The sequence below is a fragment of the uncultured Brevundimonas sp. genome (assembly GCF_963975535.1).
Lineage (GTDB): Bacteria > Pseudomonadota > Alphaproteobacteria > Caulobacterales > Caulobacteraceae > Brevundimonas.
In genome coordinates, this window is the sequence record NZ_CAXBHE010000014.1 from 18,308 (window position 1) to 37,643 (window position 19,336).

The window sequence follows — 19,336 nt, forward strand, 5'->3', positions numbered from 1 at the left end:
CTTTAGCCGCCATGACCGACAATGCCAAACCCGCCGACCCGGACACCGTGCTGGATCCGGCCCACGCCCTGATTCCGTCGGTGCAGCGCGTCAATGAGGCGCGGGTCGCCCGCGGCTTCTGGCCCAAGATCCGGCGCACCGCCGCCCGCATCCCCTTCGCCGACCAGGCCCTCAGCGTCTGGTACGCGGCCCGGGACCCGGAGACTCCGCCGGCGGCCAAGGGCCTGATGCTGGGCGCGCTGGCCTATTTCGTCATGCCGATCGACGCCATTCCCGACGTGTTCGCCGGCATCGGCTTCACCGACGACGCCGCCGTCATCACCGCCATGATCGCCATGCTGGGGGCCAACATCAAACGCCGGCACCGCGACGCGGCGGCCGAGGCGCTGGACCGGCTCAAGGCCGACTGAGGCCGGTCGCCCGGCTCAGGACTCCACCGTCACCACGATCTTGCCCATGGCGCTGCGGTCGCCGAGCGCCTGGATGGCCAGATGGGCCTGTTCCAGCGGGAAGGTGCGGCTGATCCGCGGCCGGATCTTGCCCTCGCCCCACATTTTCATCAGATCGGCCATGTTGGCGGCATGGGCGGCCGGATCGCGCATCACCGCCGCGCCCCAGAAGACCCCGACCACCGACACCGACTTCAGCAGGGTCAGGTTCAGCGGCAGCGACGGAATTCCGGCCGGGAAGCCGACCACCAGATAGCGGCCGTTCCAGTCCATGGCCCGCAGCGCCGGCTCGGCATAGTCGCCGCCGACCGCGTCATAGACGACATCGGCCCCGTCGCGACCCGTGGCCAGTTTGAGCTCGCCCGACAGCTGCTTCTGGGCTTCGCGATCCAGCTTGCCGGACGGATAGATCAGGCCGTTGTCGGCCCCCAGTTCCAGGGCGAACTCGACCTTGTCATTGGTCGAGGCGGCGGCCACCACCCGGGCCCCCATCGCCTTGCCCAGTTCCACCGCCGCCGCGCCGACGCCGCCGGCCGCGCCCAGCACCAGCAGGGTCTCGCCCGGCTGCAGCAGGGCCCGGTCCTTCAGCGCATAATAGCTGGTGCCATAGGTCATGATCAGGGCCGCGGCGGTCTCGAAATCCATGCCGTCGGGGATGGGAATGACCGAGTCCGCGCGCACGGCCAGACGTTCGACCAGTCCGCCCCAGCCGGGGACGGCGATGACCCGGTCGCCCTTGCGCACGCCCTTGACCCCCTCGCCGACGGCCTCGACCACGCCGGCCACCTCGGCCCCGGGCGAGAACGGCCGCGCCGGCCTGAACTGGTAGCGGTCCTCGATGATCAGGGTGTCGGGAAAATTGATCCCCACCGCCTTCACCTCGATGACCACCTCGCCCTTCATCGGCCGCGGATCCAGAACCTCCTCGACGACCAGGGTCTCGGGGCCGCCGGGGGTCTTGGAGAGCACTGCACGCATGTCGGGATTCCTGAACGGAGGGTGGGTCTGGGGCGACCGGGGACCCGAAACCGCCGGAATTCGGCGTCACGGGAGGGGTCTGAAACTTGCGCGCGCCGCCGGATCACGCGCATGGACAGGTCGAACACAAACCGTCCGGCGACGGCGCACGACAGAACGCTAGCGGTCGCCGCCGCCCCAGGGAAGAGCCAGCCATGACCCGACATGCCCTCATTCTGCACGGCGGAGCCGGTGCCCGGCCCGAGCGCGACTACGATCGCGAGGTCGACAACATGCGCGCGGTGGTCGAGGCGATGAAGATCCGGCTTGAAGCCGGGGCCAGCGCGCTCGACATCGCCGTCGAGGCCACGGTGATGCTCGAGGACTCCGGCCTCTATGTCGCCGGGCGCGGGGCCTCGCCCAACCTGGCCGGGGCCTATGAGCTGGACGCCAGCCTGATGGACGGTGCCACGCGCAAGGCCGGGGCCGTCGCCGCCCTGCAGGGCTTTCGCAACCCGGTTCGCGCCGCCCGGGCGGTGATGGACCGCACCCCGCATGTGATGCTGGCGGGCGAGGGGGCGGCCCTGTTCGCCCACGACCAGGGCCTGGAGCTGATCGGGGACGAGGCGGCCTGGTTCACCCACGCCGGCAAGGGCGAGGACAATCACCCGCCGGGCACCTCGCCCGACGTGCTGGCCGGGGCCCTGTCGCACGGCACGGTCGGTTGTTGCGTGCTCGACTCCGCCGGACGCCTGGCCGCCGCCACCTCGACCGCCGGCGTGTTCGGCAAGATGCCGGGCCGGGTCGGCGACACCCCCATCCCCGGGGCCGGGAGCTGGGCTGACGGTCACGTCGCCGTCTCGGGCACCGGCCAGGGCGAATATTTCATCCGCACCGTCGCCTGTGCCCAGGTCAGCTGGCGGGTGGCGGCCGGGGCCACCCTGGACGAGGCCACCCGCGCCGTGATCGCCGAGATTGGAAGCATGGGCGGCGACGGCGGTCTGATCGCGCTCGACCGCGACGGTCGCATCGCCCATCCGTTCAACAGCCAGGGCATGAAACGCGCCTGGCTGACCACCGACGGCGAGATCGGTGTCGAGGTGTTCGACCAGGCCAGGGCCTGACATTACAGCTCCGTAACGTGCGTGCGGGCGCGGCCCTGATAGGGTCGCGAAAAGCCCCGGCCGGGGCCGTCCGGGAGCCTCGCGCATGAAACTTCGTCTGATCACCACCGCCGCCGTGGTCGCCCTGCTGTCGTCCGGCCCGGCCTGGGCCTTCGAGTCCGCCGCCCCGGCTCCCGCCACGGCCGTCGCCGCCACGGCCCCGGCCGGGATCGAGGTGCCGCCGCTGGGCTTCACCCGGCGGGCCCTGGCCAACGGGCTGGAGGTCTATTCGGCACGGGACCCCAACACCTCCAACGTCACCGTCCAGGTCTGGTACCGGGTCGGCTCCAAGGACGATCCGGCCGGCCGTTCCGGCTTCGCCCACCTGTTCGAACACCTGATGTTCAAGGCCACGCGCAACCTGCCGCCCGAGACCTTCGACCGGCTGACCGAGGACGTCGGCGGCTTCAACAACGCCTTCACCGCCGACGACATGACCGCCTATTACGAGGTCGTTCCCGCCAGTCATTTGCAGCGGATGCTGTTCGCCGAGGCCGAGCGGATGGGCTCGCTGGTCGTCGATGAGCCGACCTTCGATTCCGAGCGCGACGTGGTGAAGGAGGAATACCGCCAGCGCATTCTGGCCAGCCCCTACGGCCGGCTGTTCGGCCTGTTCGCGCCCCAGACCATCTACCAGGAGTCGCCCTACCGCCGCCCCGGCATCGGCTCGATCGAGGAGCTGGACGCGGCGACCCTCGACGACGTGCTGCGCTTCCACCAGACCTACTACCGTCCCGACAACGCCATCCTGATCGTCGCGGGCAATTTCGACCCGGCCGAGATGAACACCTGGATCGACCGGTATTTCGCCCCGCTGAAACGGCCGGCGACACCGATGCCGGTCAACAATGTGGTCGAGCCGGAACCGGCCGGACCGCGCGAGGCGACCTTCTACGCCCCCAATGTGCCCCTTCCCGCCGTGGTCATGGCCTGGCCGACCGTCGCCTATCGCAATGCCGACCGCGCCGCCCTGACGGTTCTGGACGGCATCCTGTCCACCGGTGAGAGCAGCCGCCTGTACCGGTCGCTGGTCTATGAGCAGCAGATCGCCGCCCAGGCCGGCTCAAACCCCGACTTCGCCCAGCAGGCCGGCAATCTGACCGCCTATGCCATCATGTCCCAGGGGCAGACGCCCGAGGCCGGGATCGCGGCGCTGAAGGCCGAGATCGCCCGCCTGCGCGACGAGCCGGTGACCGCCGCCGAACTGGCCGAGGCCAAGAACGAGCTGGTCGCCAACGCCCTGCGCGGCCGCGAGTCGATCGACGACCGCGCCACCACCCTGGGCAATGCCCTGATCATGACCGGCGACGCCGGCGTGGCCGACCGCGAGATCGCCGACATCCAGGCGGTCACCGTCGCCGATGTGCAGCGCGTCGCCCGCCAGTATCTGACGGAGAACCGCAGCATCACCATGCGCTATCTGTCGGCCGACGACGACCATCCGACCTCGGTCCAGAACATGAACGTCGACGCGCCGGTGACCCTGGCGAGGCTGGCCCCGGCCGGCACGCCGGCGACCCTGCTGCCGGAGGACCAGCGGCTGTCCCTGCCGGAGCCCGGGACCGAGGTCGCGCCGGTCACGCCCCTGGTGTCGGACTTCCGTCTGTCGAACGGTCTGCGCGTGCTGGTCGCGGCCACCGACGGCCTGCCGCTGGTCTCGGCCCGGCTCAGCTTCGACGCCGGTTCGGCCGAGGATCCCGCCGGCAAGGCCGGGGTCGCGTCCCTGACCGCCGCCCTGCTGACCCAGGGCACCGCCGACAAGTCGGCCCCCGAGATCGCCACCGAGATCGAACAGCTGGGGGCCACCGTCGGGGCCGGGTCCGGCGTCGACTTCTCCAACGTCTATGCCAATGCTCCGGCCGACGTGTTTCCGCAGGCCATCGCCCTGATGGCCGACCTGGTCCGCAATCCGGCCTTCGCCGGGGCCGAACTGGAACGGCAGCAGGCCCAGACGCTGGACGGCCTGCGCGTGGCCCTGAGCCAGCCGGGCACCATCGCCTCGCAGTCCGTGGCCCGGGTCATCTATGGCGGCGCGCCCTACGGGGCCCCGTCCAGCGGCACGGTCAACAGCATCCCGGCCATCGATCGCGACGATGTGGCCGCCTTCCACCGGGCCCACTACCGGCCGTCGGGCGCGACCCTGGTGTTCTCGGGCAAGATCACGCCGGCCGAGGCGCGGACGCTGGCCCAGCAGGCCTTCGGGGACTGGCGCAATCCGGCCGACGCCGCGGGTATCGTCGCCCAACCGGCCGGCACGGCACTGAGCCCGCGGGTCATCGTCGTCGACCAGCCCGGAGCCGGTCAGGCCGCCGTGGTGGCCGCCATCCGCAGCGTGTCACGCACCGACGCCGACTATTTCCCCCTGACGGTCGGCAATACCCTGCTGGGCGGCGGCTTCTCGTCGCGGCTCAACCAGGAGATCCGCATCAAACGCGGCCTGTCCTACGGGGCCGGGTCGTCGCTCGGGGCCCGTCAGGACGCCGGCGTCTTCACCGCCTCGGCCCAGACCCGCAACGATGCGGCGGTCGAGGTCTCGGATCTGATCCTGGCCGAGATCGCCAGACTCGGGAACACGCCCGCCACCGACGCCGACCTGGCCCCGCGCCGGGCCACCCTGATCGGGGGCTTCGGGCGTTCGCTGGAAACGGTCGACGGTCTCGGCGGTCTGGTCGCCAACCTGGCCCTGTACGACCTGCCGATGAGCGAACTGGCCGGCTATGCGGGCCGGGTGCGCGCGGTCACGCCGGAGCAGATCGAGGCCGCCTTCGCCCGCCACCTGCCGGTCAATGAGGCCAGCCTGGTGATCGTCGGTGACGCCGCCACCTTCATCGACGCCCTGCGCGCCAAACACCCCGGCGTCGAGGTCATCCCGCTGGGCGACCTGAACCTGGATTCCGCGACCCTGCGCTAGGGTCCGACCCGGCCCCCGTCCGCCCGGCGGGCGGGGGTGCAGGCCGTCAGCCGCCGAGGCAGACCACCTGGGCCACCCGCAGGTCCCGCCGCATGGCGTCGGCGACCCGGCCGTAGTTGTCGATCGTCACCGGTTCGCCCTGCAGCGGCTCATCGGCCTCCTGCAGGCCGCGCAGGGCGGCACTGAAGCCTTCCGGCACCGTGGTATAGATCCGTCCGCGCCGCGGGGCCTCGGCGACGGTCACGCCCAGCGCCCGCCCCTGCCGGTCCAGCACCGGCGCGCCCGACAGACCGGACAGGGTTCCGTCCAGCCCGGCCGTGCGGCCGACCTCGGCCCAGGCCAGGACCTCTTCCTCCCGGTGCCCCCGTGCCCGGCCCTTGAGGGTTTCGCGACCCAGCAGCCGCGTCGTGACCTCACCGGCCCCACCCTGCGGGAAACCGGGATGGAAGGCGCGCTGGCCGGACCGCAACGGCCGGTTCAGGGCCACCGGGACCGCCGGCGGGCCACCCTCGGTGATCAGGACCGCGACATCGGCCAACGGGGCCAGCCGCACGGCGGCGGCGATGGCGCGGCCACCCCCGACCACCAGGGCGGGCTTGCGACAGCCCTCGACCACATGGCGCGCGGTGACCCAGCGCCCGTCGGCGGCGATGGAGAAAGCGGTGCCGGCGGTCGGGCGAAACGGCGAATTCGGGGCGTCGACGGTCACCGCGGGATCGAACGGGGTCAGCGGTCCCAGCAGGGCGTCCTCGATCTCGTCCGGCGGCGGCGGCGCGGGCGGGGCGTCGGCATTCTCGCGACGGCCGAGGGAGACCACCACGAGCACCCCGATGACCGCTCCGTAGATCACCCAGTCGGGCAGGCGAGGAAAATACATGGGCGCGTCAGCCCGTCAGGGCCGCTGCCAGGATCAGGGCCGTGGCCAGCTTGGCCCCGACCAGCAGCACGGCGGCCGAGACCTCGCCCTCGCGGATGCGCTGCGGCAGCCCGGTCAGCAGGGCGTCGACGACGCGGAAGGCGAACAGCTGCAGCACCACCGTCGCCACCCCCCAGATGGCGATGTCGCGCACCGAGGTCGAGACCGACAGGGACACGGCCAGAGGCACGGCCAGCCCCAGCAGGATTCCGGCGAAGGCCACGGCCGCGGCGGAATTGCCGTCGCGGATCAGGGCGATCTCTTTCCAGGGCGACAGCATCGCATAGACGGCCGCACCGAGCACCAGCAGCGCCAGGGTCAGGCCGAGATGCAGGACCATGACCGGGAAGCCGCTGGCAAAGGCCTGCACCTCCGGGCTGGACAGAACATTGGTAAGCGACGAGGGGTCCATGGAAAATCCGGCGAACGAAAGCAAAACATCCTTGCCCGATCCGGGCCCCGATCCGCAAGCGCCCCCGGGCCACACCCGGTCAAGAAAGGTGACGGTGCGTTTCGGGACCGGCCTCAGGCGGCCGCGACCGCCGTCGGCGCGGCCTTGCGCAGGGCCGAGGCCCGCACCTTCTCGCTCTCGGACTTCAGCTGACCACAGGCGGCCAGGATGTCGCGACCACGCGGGGTGCGGATGGGGCTGGCATAGCCGGCCTTGTTGATGATGGCCGCGAACCGCTCGATCGTCTTCCAGTCCGAGCATTCGTAGTCGGTGCCGGGCCACGGGTTGAACGGGATCAGATTGATCTTGGCCGGGATGCCCTCGATCAATTTGATCAGCGCCCGGGCCTCATCGGGACTGTCGTTGATCCCCTTCAGCATCACATATTCGAAGGTCACGCGGCGGGCGTTGGACAGGCCCGGATAGGCGCGGATGCCCGCCATCAGCGCTTCGAGATTGTATTTCCTGTTCAGCGGCACCAGCACGTCGCGCAGGGCGTCATTGGTGGCGTGCAGGCTGATCGCCAGCATGGCCTGGGTGTTGGTGCCCAACGGCTCCAGCTGCGGCACCACGCCCGAGGTCGAGACGGTGATCCGCCGCCGCGACAGGGCGATGCCCTCGCCGTCCGAGATGATCTCGATGGCGTCGGCCACATGGTCCAGATTGTAGAGCGGCTCGCCCATGCCCATGAACACGATGTTGGACAGGCGGCGCTCGTCCTGGTCGGTGACGTCCTCGCCGAATTTCGGCCATTCCTCGAGGTCGTCGCGGCAGACCTGGACCTGGGCCACGATCTCGGCCGCGGTCAGGTTGCGCACCAGCTTCTGGGTGCCGGTGTGGCAGAAGGTGCAGTTCAGGGTGCAGCCGACCTGGGACGAGACGCACAGGGCCCCGGCCCGGCCGACGTCGGGAATGTAGACGGCCTCGACCTCGATGCCCGGGGCGGTGCGGATCAGCCATTTGCGCGTGCCGTCCTTCGACACCTGGCGCTCGACGATCTCGGGCCGGGCGACGGTGAAGGCCGCGGCCAGCCTGGCCCGCATGTTTTTGCCGATATCGGTCATCGCCGCGAAATCGGTGACCCCGTAGAAATGGATCCAGCGCCACACCTGGGTGGCCCGCATCTTGGCCTTTTCCGGCGGGCAGATGTCGGCGGCGATCAGGGCCTCGCGCAGGGCCGTCCGCGTCATCCCGGACAGGGTGACGGGCGCGGGGGTGACCGGCGTGGAGACACGCGACAGATCGAGCGTGACGCTCAAGGCGATGATCCTGCGAAAACGGGGAAGGCGCGCCTTATAGCACAGATCACGCTGGTTTTAAGGCCGCCCCCCGCGCCTCAGAGGATGAAGCGGCTCAGATCGGCGTTCCTGGCCAGGTCGCCGACCAGATCGTTCACGGCCTTGCCGTCGAAGGTGACGGTCTGACCCGACAGGTCGGCGGCCTTGAAACTGGTCTCCTCCAGCACCTTTTCCAGCACCGTCTGCAGGCGGCGCGCGCCGATGTTCTCGACCGCGCCATTGGCCGCGACCGCCGCGTCGGCCATGGCCTCGATCGCGTCGTCGGTGAACTCCAGCGTCACCCCTTCGGTGGCCAGCAGCGCCTGGTTCTGGCGGATCAGATTGGCTTCGGGCTCGATCAGGATCCGTTTCAGGTCATCGCGCGTCAGGGCCTTGAGCTCGACCCGGATCGGCAGTCGCCCCTGCAGTTCGGGCAGCAGGTCGCTGGGCTTGGCCACATGGAAGGCCCCCGAGGCGATGAACAGCACATGGTCCGAGCGCACCGGCCCGTACCGGGTCGAGACCGTGGTGCCCTCGATCAGCGGCAGCAGGTCGCGCTGGACGCCCTCGCGCGACACGTCGCCGCCCGAGGCCCCCTGGCGCGCCGCCACCTTGTCGATCTCGTCGAGGAAGACGATGCCCTCGTTCTCGGCCAGCAACAGCGCTTCCCGGGTCAGGCTGTCCTGGTCCAGCAGGTTGTCGCTTTCCTCGGCCACCAGCGGGCCGACGGCGTCGCGCACGGCCAGCTTGACCGTCTTGCTGCGCGGCCCGCCCATCTTGCCCAGCATTTCGCTGAGATTGATCATGCTGACGTTGCCGCCGCCGGGCAGGTCGAAGCCGGGCATCGGCGAGCCGGTATCGGCCAGGGCGATCTCGATTTCCTTGTCGTCCATCTCCCCGGCCCGCAGCTTCCGGCGAAAGCTGTCGCGCGTCGCCGGCTGCGAGCCCGGCCCGACCAGGGCGTCCAGGATTCGCTCCTCGGCGGCCGCCTCGGCCCGGGCCCTGACCCCCGTCCGGCGCGAGTCGCGCACGATCACCAGGGCGCTCTCGACCAGGTCGCGCATGATCTGGTCGACGTCGCGGCCGACATAGCCGACCTCGGTGAATTTGGTCGCCTCGACCTTGAGAAAGGGCGAGCCGCCCAGTTTCGCCAGCCGCCGGGCGATCTCGGTCTTGCCGACCCCGGTCGGGCCGATCATCAGGATGTTCTTGGGCGTGACCTCGTCGCGCAGGTCCTCGGGCACGCGCTTGCGCCGCCAGCGGTTGCGCAGGGCCACGGCCACGGCGCGCTTGGCGTCGTTCTGGCCGACGATGAAACGGTCCAGTTCGGAGACGATTTCACGGGGGGAGAGGTCGGTCATCGGGCGCGCCCCTTGCCCAGCGTCTCCACCGTCAGATTGCCGTTGGTGTAGACACAGATTTCCGAGGCGATCGCCATGGCCTTGCGGGCCACCTGTTCGGCGTCCAGTTCGGTGTGGTCGATCAGGGCGCGGGCCGCGGACAGGGCGAAATTGCCGCCCGAGCCGACCGCCGCCACCCCGTGCTCGGGCTCCAGCACATCGCCGACCCCGGTGACGGTGAAGATGGAATTGGCGTCGGCCACCAGCAGCATGGCTTCAAGCCGCCGCAGATAGCGATCCGTACGCCAGTCCTTGGCCAGGTCGACGCAGGCCCGGGCCAGCTGGTCCGGATACTGTTCCAGCTTGGCCTCCAGCCGCTCGATCAGGGTGAAGGCGTCGGCGGTGGCCCCGGCAAAGCCCGCCAGCACCCGGCCCTCGGCCAGGGTCCGGACCTTGCGCGCGGCCCCCTTGACGATGGTCGGCCCCATGGAGACCTGGCCGTCACCGGCGATCGCCGTGAGGCCGTTCCTGCGCACGGCCAGGATGGTGGTGCCGTGCCAGTCGGGAAAATTCGGATTGGGCTGGGTCATCGACAGCAGATGGCGACCGGACGGCCGCCAGACAAGCGGAAAGGTTTGCAAAATCAACGCGTGGCGCGCGACATATTTTTGCCCCTGTCGGCGATATATTGATAAAAATTGCCCGTAATTCTACCTACAAGGGACTCCGTGGTGCTCCATCGCGTGATATATGCCAGCGAATCGGTCGGGACGACCGGGGCGTCCACCCTGTCGATCGCCCAGATTCTCGGCGTGTCCGAACCCAACAACCGTCGCGACCACCTGACCAGCTGCATGATGTTCCATCACGGCCATATCCTGCAGGTCATCGAGGGCGGGCGGAACGATGTCGACCGGCTGATGCGTCGGCTGAGTGTCGATCCACGCCATACCGGCCTGCGCATTCTGACCGACACCCCGATCCCGGCGCGACGGCTTGAAATGCCCATGGTCCTGTGTCCCGACCCCGCCACCCTGCTGAACCACGTCGGCCTGCCCTGCCTGTCGCTGGTCACCGCCCCGCAGGCCGAATCCATGTTGCTGATGAGTCTGGCCGCCTGAACGCGTGACCTTGGCGACGTCTGGCCCTAACTGGGTCGGGTGACCTTCTCTGACGACGAAATCGAACGCTATGCCCGCCACCTGGTGCTGGCCGAACTGGGTGGCCCCGGCCAGCAGCGGCTGAAGGCCGCGCGCGTGGCCCTGATCGGTGTGGGCGGCGTCGGCGCGCCGGCCGCCCTCTACCTGGCCGCGGCGGGCGTGGGGACGCTGCGCCTGATCGACGACGACACGGTCGCCCTGTCCAACCTCCAGCGTCAGATTCTCTTCACCGGGGCCGATACCGGTCGCGCCAAGGTCGAGGCCGGGGCGGCGGCCCTCGACGCCCTCAACCCCCATGTCCATATCGAACCGGTCGCTGAACGCCTGACCGCGGCCAATGCCGCGGCCCTGATCGCCGGCTGTGACCTGGTGCTCGACGGCACCGATGACTTCGCCACCCGCTTCGCCGTCAACGCCGCCTGCGTCGCCGCCGGCATTCCGCTGGTTTCCGGAGCCCTGGGGCGCTGGAGCGGCCAGGTCGCGGTGTTCGAGGGCCGGCCCTGCTATCGCTGCCTCGTCCCCGAGGTGCCGCCCGAGGCCGAGTCCTGCGCCCGCGCGGGCGTGGTCGGGGCCCTGGCCGGGGTCATCGGGACCATGGCCGCCCTGGAGGCGATCAAATGGATCACCGGGGCCGGCACGCCCCTGTCCGGCCGCCTGCTGCTCTACGACGGCCTGGCCGGAACGGCGCGGACCGTGACCCTGCCGGCGGATCCGGCCTGTCCGGTGTGCGGCGGTGCCGACCGCGCCTGAGTGACCCCGGCCGACCGCCTCGCGGCACCGGCCCCTTCAGAGCATGGCGGGGATGACGCGATCCGGCGGCCGGTGGCCGTTCTGGAAGGTCATGATATTGCCGATGACGCGGTCGCCCATGTCCTGACGCGCCTCGATCGTGGCCGAGCCCAGATGCGGCAGCAGGACCACATTGGCGTGACCCAGCAGACCCGGATGGATCACCGGCTCCTGTTCGAACACGTCCAGTCCGACACCGGCGATGGACCGGGTGCGGACAGCCTCGGCCAGGGCCGCCTCGTCGATCAGCTCGCCGCGCGCGGTGTTGATCAGGATCACATGGGGCTGCAGCCTGGCCAGCCGCTCGGCCGAGATCAGATGCCGGGTCTCCTTCGTCGCCGGGCAGTTCAGCGAGATCAGGTCCATCCGCGCCAGCATCTGGTCGAGGTCGTCCCAGTAGGTGGCCCCCAGCTCCTCGGCGATCATCGCCGGAACCGGTTTGCGGTTGTGGTAGTGGACCTGCATGCCGGAGGCCCTGGCCCGCCGCGCCAGGGCCTGACCGATCCGGCCCATGCCGACGATGCCCAGCCGCTTGCCCCACAGTTTGCGGCCGGTCATCCAGGTCGGGGTCCAGCCCTCGAAGCCGCCCGCGGCCACCACCTGGGCTCCCTCGACGATACGGCGCGACACCGCCAGGACCAGACCCATCGCCAGATCGGCGGTGTCCTCGGTCAGGACCCCCGGCGTATTGGTGACGATCAGGCCGCGCCCGACCGCCGCCTCGACATCGATATGATCGACCCCGGCCCCGAAATTGGCGATCATCTTCAACTGGTCACCGGCCCCGCCGATCAGGCTCGCGTCGATCTCGTCGGTGATGGTCGGCACCAGCACGTCCGCGCGCTGCACGGCGGCCTCCAGCGCCGCCCGGTCCATCGGCCGGTCGGTCAGGTTCAGCTCGGCGTCGAACAGTTCCCGCATCCGCGTTTCGACCGCGTCAGGCAGGCGTCTGGTTAATACGACCTTAAGCTTGCGCACGGACATTCGGAGCCTTCGGATTGACGGGTGACGACGGGCGACGACGCCCGGGGCGCCCGCCCGCGACGGATTTCATACCGGTGTCTAGCAAAGCTGTCCCCCGCCGCCAAAGCCTGTCGAAACGGTTCGCCCTCGGGGCGGTCGCCGTCGGCCTGGGCCTGATGGTCAGCGCCGGGGCCACCATGCCCGACGGACGTCCGACCCCGACCGGTTTCGATGTGCCGCGCTGGGTGACCCTCAAGTCCTCGCGCGTCCGGGCCCGGCAGGGCCCCGGCCTCGACTACCGCATCCTGTGGGAATACCGGGCCGCGGGCCTGCCGGTCCAGGTGATCGCCGAGACCCGGGAATGGCGCAAGGTCTGCGATCCCGAGGGGTCGATCGCCTGGATCCACCGCACCGTCGCCTCCGGTCGCCGCACGGTCTTCAACCCCACGACCGTCGAGATTCCGGTCCACGCCGGCCAGTCGAATGACTCGCCCCTGCGGGCCCGTCTGTCGCCCCGGGCCACCGTCCCGCTGGACGCCTGCGAATCAGGCTGGTGCCGTATCCGCGCCCGCAAGCTGCGCGGCTGGGTGCGCGCCGATGCCGTGTTCGGCACCCAGGGCCACCCCCTGTGCGACGCCGCCCGGCCGGCCGGACAGGGACCGGCCCGTCTTCCCGCCGGTTGAGCCGCCCGCCCGCCTCGTGTAACCCGGCGCAACACCGGCCTCATGCAGCGCGACGCGCCGCGGGTCGAAAGACATCCGGAGCGCCCGAGTGACCCAGTCGAAATACCCGTCGTCGTTCGATCATGCGGCCCTGCTGGCCTCGGGCCGCGGCGAACTGTTCGGCCCGGGCAACGCCCAGCTGCCGGCGCCGCCGATGCTGATGTTCGACCGGATCGTGACGATCAACGGCGACGGCGGCGAGCACGGCAAGGGCTATGTGGAGGCCGAACTCGACATCCATCCGGACCTCTGGTTCTTCCAGTGCCATTTCATCGGCGACCCGGTCATGCCCGGCTGTCTCGGCCTCGACGCCATGTGGCAGTTGGTCGGCTTCTACCTGGGCTGGATCGGCGGCCCCGGCCGCGGCCGCGCCCTCGGCGTCGGTGAGGTCAAATTCACCGGCCAGGTCCAGCCGGACGTGAAAAAGGTGGTCTATAAGATCAATCTCAAGCGGGTCATCAATCGCAGATTGGTGATGGGGATCGCCGACGGGGTGCTCGAAGCCGACGGCGTCCCCATCTATACTGCATCGGACATGCGGGTCGGCCTGTTCGGGGCCACCCCGGTCGCCGACGCTCCGGCCGGCGACTGATCCGCGGCGCACAACACTCGCGGTCAACGCGGATACGGATTTAGGTAAGGAAGTCAGCATGCGGCGTGTGGTCGTCACCGGTCTGGGTATCGTCTCTTCCATCGGTCATGGAGCCGGGGAGGTCACCGCCTCCCTGCGCGAGGCCCGTTCGGGGGTGGTCGCCGCCCCGGATCACATCGAACACGGCTTCCGCAGTCAGGTCTGGGCCCCGCCGTCGCTCGGCGCCAAGGCCGAGGACTGGGCCCCGCACGTCGACCGCCGGGCCGCCCGCTTCCTCGCCAACGGCACCGCCTGGGGGCACATCGCCTTCGAGGAGGCGCTGAAGGATTCCGGCCTGACCGCCGAGGAGATCCAGTCCGAGCGCATCGGCCTGATCGTCGGCGAGGGCGGTCCCTCGACCCAGGTCATCCTGCAGGCCGCCGCCACCACCATCGAGAAGGGCTCGCCCAAGCGCATCGGCCCGTTCGCCGTGCCCAAGGCCATGGCCTCCGGCCCGTCGGCGGTACTGGCCACCTGGTTCCAGCTCAAGGGCATCAACTATTCGATCAGCTCGGCCTGCGCGACTAGCGCCCACTGCATCGGCGCGGCGGCCGAGCAGATCGCCTGGGGCAAGCAGGACGTGGTCTTCGCCGGCGGCTGCGAGGACATCGACTGGTCGATGTCCAACATGTTCGACGCGATGGGGGCCATGTCCTCCAACTTCAACGACACCCCGGCGACGGCCTCGCGCGCCTATGACGTCACCCGCGACGGCTTCGTCATCGCCGGCGGGGCCGGCATCGTGGTGCTGGAAGAGTATGAGCGGGCCGTGGCCCGCGGCGCGACCATCTATGCCGAGGTCACCGGCTATGCCGCCAACTCCGACGGCTATGACATGGTCGCCCCCTCGGGCGAAGGGGCCGAGCGCTGCATGAGGCTGGCGCTCGACATGGCCGGCAATCCGAAGATCGACTACCTCAACCCGCACGGCACCTCGACCCCGGTCGGCGACTCCAAGGAGATGGGGGCGGTCCGCAACGTCTTCGGCGACCAGATGCCGATGATCTCCTCGACCAAGTCGCTGACCGGCCATTCGCTCGGCGCGGCCGGGGCCCAGGAGGCGATCTATTGCCTGTTGATGATGAAACACGACTTCGCCGCCGAGAGTGCCCATATCGAAACCCTCGATCCCGAGTTCGAGGGCATGCCGATCCTGCGCAAGCGCCACGACGGGCCCCTGACCCATGTCATGTCCAACAGCTTCGGTTTCGGCGGCACCAACGGCACCCTGATCCTCAGCAAGGTCTGAGACCAGGAGCCAAACCGGCTTTCGCGCGCTAGGCTGGTCTCCTGCATGAGGTGACCCCCTGACCGCCGATCCCTACGTCCTGTTCCTGCTCGGCCTCGGGGCCGTGATCCTGATGGTGTCCTGGGCCCCCGTCGGGCTCAAGCGCTGGCCGCTGACGCTTGCCATTCTCTGCGTCGGCATCGGGGTGGTGGTGTTCAGTACCGGCGTGCTGTCGTTCAATCCCGACCCGCGCACCTGGGACACCCTGACCGAACGGCTGGCCGAGCTGGTCGTCCTGATCAGCCTGATGGGGGCCGGGCTCAAGCTGGACCGGCCGCTGGGCTGGCGCAGCTGGGGCTCCACCTGGCGGCTGCTGGCCGTGGCCATGCCCCTGACCATCGTCGCCACCGCCTGGCTGGGCTTCATGGGCCTGGGCTTCAGCCTGGCCATGTCGATGCTGCTGGGCGCCGCCATGGCCCCGACCGACCCGGTGCTGGCCGCCGACGTCCAGGTCGGGCCGCCGCGCTCGGGCGACGAGGACGAGGTCCGCTTCGGCCTGACTTCCGAGGCCGGCCTCAACGACGCCCTCGCCTTCCCCTTCGTGCACCTGGCCATCCTCGCCGCCGCCGGCGGCCTGGCCTCGACCGCCGCCCTGACCGACTGGTTCACGATCAAGGTGCTCTGGAAGCTGCTGGCCGGGGCCGGGGTCGGCTATCTGGCGGGACGCGGCCTCGGCTTTCTGATCTTTCACAGCCAGAAGGCCGGGCTGTCGCGCCTCGGCGACGGCCTGGTGGCCCTGGCCGCCACCTTCCTCGCCTATGCGCTGGCTGAACTGGCCCACGGCTACGGCTTTCTGGCGGTCTTCATCTGCGGCCTGACCATCCGGGCCTGGGAGCGGGACAACGACTTCCACAAGGAGATGCACGACTTCTCCGACCAGTTCGAACGGCTGCTGATGATGCTGCTGCTGGTGCTGTTCGGCGGGGCCCTGGCCAACGGCCTGCTGGACGCCCTGACCTGGACCGACGCCGCCATCGGCCTGGTCATCCTGCTGGTGGTGCGACCGGTCGCCGGCCTGATCGCCATGGCGGGATCGCCGCAGCCGTGGCGCGAGCGGCTGCTGATGGCCTTCCTCGGCATCCGCGGCATCGGCTCGATCTACTATGTGGCCTATGCCATCAACCACGGCGATTTCGGCAACAGCGAGCGGCTGTGGGCCATCGTCGGCTTTATCATCCTCGCCTCGATCCTGATCCACGGCGTCAGCGCCAGCCCGATGCTGATGCGGCTGGCGCGTCGCCGGGGCCGCGAGGACCCGACGACCATCAGCTGACGCTTTCCCCGCGCGCGGCCCCCTGCTAACCCTCGGCCCAACAGTTCAGGAGACAGACCATGGCGAGCGAGAGCGGCTGGAACATGCCCAAGGGTGACCTCATGAAGGGCAAGAAGGGCCTGATCATGGGAGTCGCGAACAGCAACTCCATCGCCTGGGGCATCGCCTCGCAGCTGGCCGCCCAGGGGGCCGAGCTGGCCTTCACCTACCTGGGCGAGGGGCTGGAGCGCCGGGTGCGCCCGCTGGCCGAGAGCGTCGGCGCGAAACTGCTGGTCCAGGCCGACGTCACCGACGACGCCTCGATGGACGCCGCCTTCGCCGAGCTGGAAAAGGAATTCGGCACGCTCGACTTCGTCGTCCACTCCGTGGCCTTCGCCAACAAGGACGAGCTCAAGGGCTCCTTCGTCGAGAACACCAGCCGCGACAGCTTCCTGCTGGCCATGAATATCTCGGCCTTCAGCTTCGTCGACGTGGCCAAACGCGCCGCACGGATCATGCCCAACGGCGGCTCGATGATCACCATGACCTATCTCGGGTCCGAGCGGGCCATCCCCAACTACAACACCATGGGCGTGGCCAAGGCGGCGCTTGAGGCGGCGACCCGCTACATCGCCCGCGACCTGGGACCGAAAGGTATCCGCGTCAACGCCATCTCGGCCGGGGCCATGCGCACCCTGTCGCTGGCCGGCATCTCGGGCGGTCGCGGCATGATCAGCCAGGGCCGGGCCATGAGCGCGATGAAGGAGGACACCTCGATGGAGGGGGTCGCCGGCTGCGCCCTGTGGCTGTGCTCGGACCTGGGCCTGTCGACCACGGGCGAGATCATCCACGTCGACGCCGGCTTCCACATGATGGGCCTGGCCGGCGACGAGGAGGGCTGAGGCCGGGTCGCGCCGGATACTCGAATCCCCCTTAACGGGAATTTGACTCGGAGCGCAACCGGTCCTCAGACATCGTGCCGTCTCCTACAGACATGAGGTCCGGAGGTGAACCGTGATGCCCAGCCCTGTCCGTAGTCGCGCCATGTACCGGTTATGCATGGGTCTGGGTTTGCTGCTGTTGTCGGCAGGCTGCGCCAACACAAGGCCTGCAATTATCGCGGACCCGCAGACTGCGGTCTCTGAACCCTGGCCGTTTGGGAGTCTGGTGGCGCAAGGATCCCGAGGTCATCGGCTCGAGATCGCCACAGAGGCCGGTGTGTTCAACCATGCGACGGCGACACTGGGTTTCGAAGGTCAAACGTGGCGGGTGACGGATACGGACTGCCCGCAGTTCCGCGCGGCACTTGATGCCTTTCAGACCCTTCCCGCCCTCAAGCCAGGACCCGCCCTGCTTCAGCCGGGCGCGCGCGGGCATCCCATGCCGCCGTACCGACCGCACGGTGAAAATTGGACGATCAGAACCCAGCTATACGCGCCGGACTGGTCGTTCATGGACGTGGAAATGCGCGGCGGACAAGGTGCCTACGCCTTCTGGCTGACCGATACGGTGGCCGTGATCAAGGCCTGCGGACCACCGGCGTCATGATCAACCAAGGTCTGACCTCGCCCGGCAGGCTGCACTCCCTCGGCCCCCCAGTGAACCCGGAGGCGAAACCATGTCCCTGACCGTCGTGTTGGCTCTGGTGACCAGTCCGGGACCGTCCCCGGTCGACTGGCTTCAACAGCTGCAGGCGGAGCCTTTCGAACGGTCGATGCCGAAGGCGGTCATCATCCAGACCCGGGCGTTTGCCGCCTCAACGGCCATCAGCCTGTATGAGACGCGTTCGACGCACGGGACCGGAACGGGGTCATCCGCCTGGCATGCGCGGCGCGAGGTCCGGACCGGAGATGACCGCGTCGTCGCCTGGACCTCAACCGTGTCGTGCGCGCCGCTGTTCTCCGTCATCGTCGCCCTGGAGCGACTGGCGCTGCCGCATGTCGAACTGCGCCAGCCCCCGGTGGACCAGTTTTCGACCCCCGCACCGGTGATGGGAGCCCTGCACCAGAGCCATCTGGTGTGGGTTACCGCTTGGGACTCCGGGAACGCGCCGGTTCAGTTGACGCTGGAATCCCTTGGATCCGGCCCGCCGAAACAGATCTATGACCTGGTCGACGCTCAACTTTCGGCGTGCTGGTGATCCCGAGCCTCTTCGGCGGAACAAGGGCCCGTTGCGACGGCCTTTTCCATGATCGGTCCGGCGGTCGGCGAAGCGGCCTGGACCCAACATTCGCGTCGGATCACGGCCCCGGTCACGGGCCTGTGTCGGAAAACCCGTGTTTCACGGTTTGCCCGCGCGCCTCGCCGTGACAGCCTGAGGCCGCCCCAACCCGGGGCCGATGACAGGAGACGCCGCGTGGCCCACAAATTCGAGATCTACAAGGACAAGGCCGGCGAGTTCCGGGTGCGCTTCAAATACAATGCCGAGATCATGTTCTCGTCCGAGGGCTACAGCTCGAAAGCCTCGGCCCAGAATGCCATCGACTCGGTCAGGAAGAACGCCCCCGGAGCCCCGACCGAAGACAACAGCTAGGGCTCCCGGCCCGACGCGACCGGCTCAGTCCGGTTCGCGTTCGCCGACCTCTTCGGGGCGCACGACCCGCAGCCAGCCGTCGGCGATGTGCAGGTCCGGCACGGCGTCGCGGGTGAAGGGCACGAACCAGGTCGGGCCGCCGGTCGCCGGGGTGATCTCCAGCATGTCGCCGGCCCCGAAATTCTGCACCGTTCGCACCGTGCCCAGCACCGCGTCTTCGGGATCGCGCGCCTCCAGCCCGACCAGATCGGCGAGGTAGAACTCGTCCTCTTCCGGCTCGGGGAAGCGGTCGCGCGGCACATGGAGTTTCAGGTTACGCAGGGCGTCGGCCTGTTCCTTGGTCTCGACCTCCTTCACCCGGCCGACGATACCGTCCCTGGTCGGACGCGCCGTCAGCACGGTCAGGGCGTGGCTGCCGTCAGCCCGCAGCAGCGGGCCGTAGGCGGTCAGGGCCAGGGGGTCGGCCGTATAGGCGGTGATCTTGACCTCGCCGCGCACGCCGAAGCCGCCCGCCACATGGCCGACGAGGATGAG

The 19,336-nt window shown here is 69.3% G+C and carries 21 protein-coding genes; 13 read left to right on the top strand and 8 right to left on the bottom strand.

Features of this window, described 5'->3' with window-relative positions; all coding sequences use genetic code 11:
- Window positions 1–11: 11 nt before the first annotated feature.
- Window positions 12–410: a YkvA family protein gene (locus AACZ75_RS14740; protein WP_339873868.1), complete on the top strand. Its 399-nt coding sequence runs from the start codon at window positions 12–14 to the stop codon at window positions 408–410.
- A gap of 15 nt (window positions 411–425) precedes the next feature.
- Here the strand turns inward: AACZ75_RS14740 and AACZ75_RS14745 are convergent, their stop codons facing one another.
- A complete protein-coding gene (locus AACZ75_RS14745) occupies window positions 426–1,427 on the bottom strand; it encodes an NADPH:quinone oxidoreductase family protein (RefSeq protein WP_339873870.1) in 1,002 nt (333 codons plus the stop codon).
- A 194-nt stretch (window positions 1,428–1,621) separates the two neighbouring features.
- On the opposite strand from AACZ75_RS14745, the gene AACZ75_RS14750 reads away from it, so the two are divergent.
- Complete coding sequence (locus AACZ75_RS14750) at window positions 1,622–2,530, top strand: isoaspartyl peptidase/L-asparaginase (protein ID WP_339873871.1); 909 nt, start codon at window positions 1,622–1,624, stop codon at window positions 2,528–2,530.
- An 85-nt stretch (window positions 2,531–2,615) separates the two neighbouring features.
- Window positions 2,616–5,480: a pitrilysin family protein gene (locus AACZ75_RS14755; protein WP_339873872.1), complete on the top strand. Its 2,865-nt coding sequence runs from the start codon at window positions 2,616–2,618 to the stop codon at window positions 5,478–5,480.
- Window positions 5,481–5,526: 46 nt separating this feature from the next.
- Here the strand turns inward: AACZ75_RS14755 and AACZ75_RS14760 are convergent, their stop codons facing one another.
- The 5 genes from AACZ75_RS14760 to hslV form a co-directional block, all read right to left on the bottom strand.
- Window positions 5,527–6,357, bottom strand: a complete 831-nt coding sequence (locus AACZ75_RS14760; RefSeq protein WP_339873873.1) for a serine protease — start codon at window positions 6,355–6,357, stop codon at window positions 5,527–5,529.
- Window positions 6,358–6,364: 7 nt separating this feature from the next.
- Complete coding sequence (locus AACZ75_RS14765) at window positions 6,365–6,808, bottom strand: DUF350 domain-containing protein (protein WP_339873874.1); 444 nt, start codon at window positions 6,806–6,808, stop codon at window positions 6,365–6,367.
- A 113-nt stretch (window positions 6,809–6,921) separates the two neighbouring features.
- Window positions 6,922–8,106, bottom strand: a complete 1,185-nt coding sequence (gene rlmN, locus AACZ75_RS14770) for a 23S rRNA (adenine(2503)-C(2))-methyltransferase RlmN (RefSeq protein ID WP_339873875.1) — start codon at window positions 8,104–8,106, stop codon at window positions 6,922–6,924.
- 77 nt (window positions 8,107–8,183) lie between these two features.
- Window positions 8,184–9,485 carry an ATP-dependent protease ATPase subunit HslU gene (gene hslU / locus AACZ75_RS14775; RefSeq protein WP_339873877.1) on the bottom strand — a complete coding sequence of 434 codons (1,302 nt, stop codon included), beginning with the start codon at window positions 9,483–9,485 and terminating at the stop codon, window positions 8,184–8,186.
- A complete protein-coding gene (gene hslV, locus AACZ75_RS14780) occupies window positions 9,482–10,054 on the bottom strand; it encodes an ATP-dependent protease subunit HslV (RefSeq protein ID WP_339873895.1) in 573 nt (190 codons plus the stop codon). Before hslV ends, hslU begins: the two co-directional genes overlap by 4 nt.
- A 141-nt stretch (window positions 10,055–10,195) precedes the next feature.
- On the opposite strand from hslV, the gene AACZ75_RS14785 reads away from it, so the two are divergent.
- Together AACZ75_RS14785 and moeB are read left to right on the top strand one after the other, a co-directional pair.
- Window positions 10,196–10,585 carry a BLUF domain-containing protein gene (locus AACZ75_RS14785; protein WP_339873878.1) on the top strand — a complete coding sequence of 130 codons (390 nt, stop codon included), beginning with the start codon at window positions 10,196–10,198 and terminating at the stop codon, window positions 10,583–10,585.
- A gap of 39 nt (window positions 10,586–10,624) precedes the next feature.
- Complete coding sequence (moeB, locus tag AACZ75_RS14790) at window positions 10,625–11,374, top strand: molybdopterin-synthase adenylyltransferase MoeB (RefSeq protein WP_339873880.1); 750 nt, start codon at window positions 10,625–10,627, stop codon at window positions 11,372–11,374.
- Between the two features lie 36 nt (window positions 11,375–11,410).
- Here moeB and AACZ75_RS14795 read toward each other — a convergent pair whose 3' ends face one another.
- Window positions 11,411–12,397, bottom strand: coding sequence for a D-glycerate dehydrogenase (locus tag AACZ75_RS14795; protein WP_339873882.1), 987 nt, complete (start codon window positions 12,395–12,397; stop codon window positions 11,411–11,413).
- A 74-nt stretch (window positions 12,398–12,471) separates the two neighbouring features.
- On the opposite strand from AACZ75_RS14795, the gene AACZ75_RS14800 reads away from it, so the two are divergent.
- The 8 genes from AACZ75_RS14800 (at window position 12,472) to AACZ75_RS14835 (ending at window position 18,802) form a co-directional block, all read left to right on the top strand.
- Window positions 12,472–13,059: an SH3 domain-containing protein gene (locus AACZ75_RS14800; RefSeq protein WP_339873884.1), complete on the top strand. Its 588-nt coding sequence runs from the start codon at window positions 12,472–12,474 to the stop codon at window positions 13,057–13,059.
- Between the two features lie 88 nt (window positions 13,060–13,147).
- Complete coding sequence (fabA, locus tag AACZ75_RS14805) at window positions 13,148–13,690, top strand: 3-hydroxyacyl-[acyl-carrier-protein] dehydratase FabA (protein ID WP_339873886.1); 543 nt, start codon at window positions 13,148–13,150, stop codon at window positions 13,688–13,690.
- 58 nt (window positions 13,691–13,748) lie between these two features.
- Window positions 13,749–14,978: a beta-ketoacyl-ACP synthase I gene (fabB, locus tag AACZ75_RS14810; RefSeq protein ID WP_339873888.1), complete on the top strand. Its 1,230-nt coding sequence runs from the start codon at window positions 13,749–13,751 to the stop codon at window positions 14,976–14,978.
- Window positions 14,979–15,090: 112 nt separating this feature from the next.
- The gene (locus AACZ75_RS14815) at window positions 15,091–16,290 is read left to right on the top strand and encodes a cation:proton antiporter (protein ID WP_339873896.1); all 1,200 of its coding nucleotides are present in this window, start codon (window positions 15,091–15,093) and stop codon (window positions 16,288–16,290) included.
- Between the two features lie 83 nt (window positions 16,291–16,373).
- Entirely contained in the window at window positions 16,374–17,171 is a 798-nt protein-coding gene (locus AACZ75_RS14820; protein WP_339873897.1) for an enoyl-ACP reductase, read from the top strand.
- Between the two features lie 115 nt (window positions 17,172–17,286).
- Window positions 17,287–17,817 carry a hypothetical protein gene (locus AACZ75_RS14825; protein ID WP_339873890.1) on the top strand — a complete coding sequence of 177 codons (531 nt, stop codon included), beginning with the start codon at window positions 17,287–17,289 and terminating at the stop codon, window positions 17,815–17,817.
- Window positions 17,818–17,887: 70 nt separating this feature from the next.
- Complete coding sequence (locus tag AACZ75_RS14830) at window positions 17,888–18,409, top strand: hypothetical protein (RefSeq protein ID WP_339873892.1); 522 nt, start codon at window positions 17,888–17,890, stop codon at window positions 18,407–18,409.
- A 216-nt stretch (window positions 18,410–18,625) separates the two neighbouring features.
- Window positions 18,626–18,802, top strand: a complete 177-nt coding sequence (locus tag AACZ75_RS14835) for a YegP family protein (RefSeq protein WP_339873893.1) — start codon at window positions 18,626–18,628, stop codon at window positions 18,800–18,802.
- A 24-nt stretch (window positions 18,803–18,826) separates the two neighbouring features.
- Here AACZ75_RS14835 and rimM read toward each other — a convergent pair.
- Window positions 18,827–19,336: ribosome maturation factor RimM (rimM, locus tag AACZ75_RS14840; RefSeq protein ID WP_339873894.1), on the bottom strand; the 510-nt coding region annotated here is incomplete at its 5' end.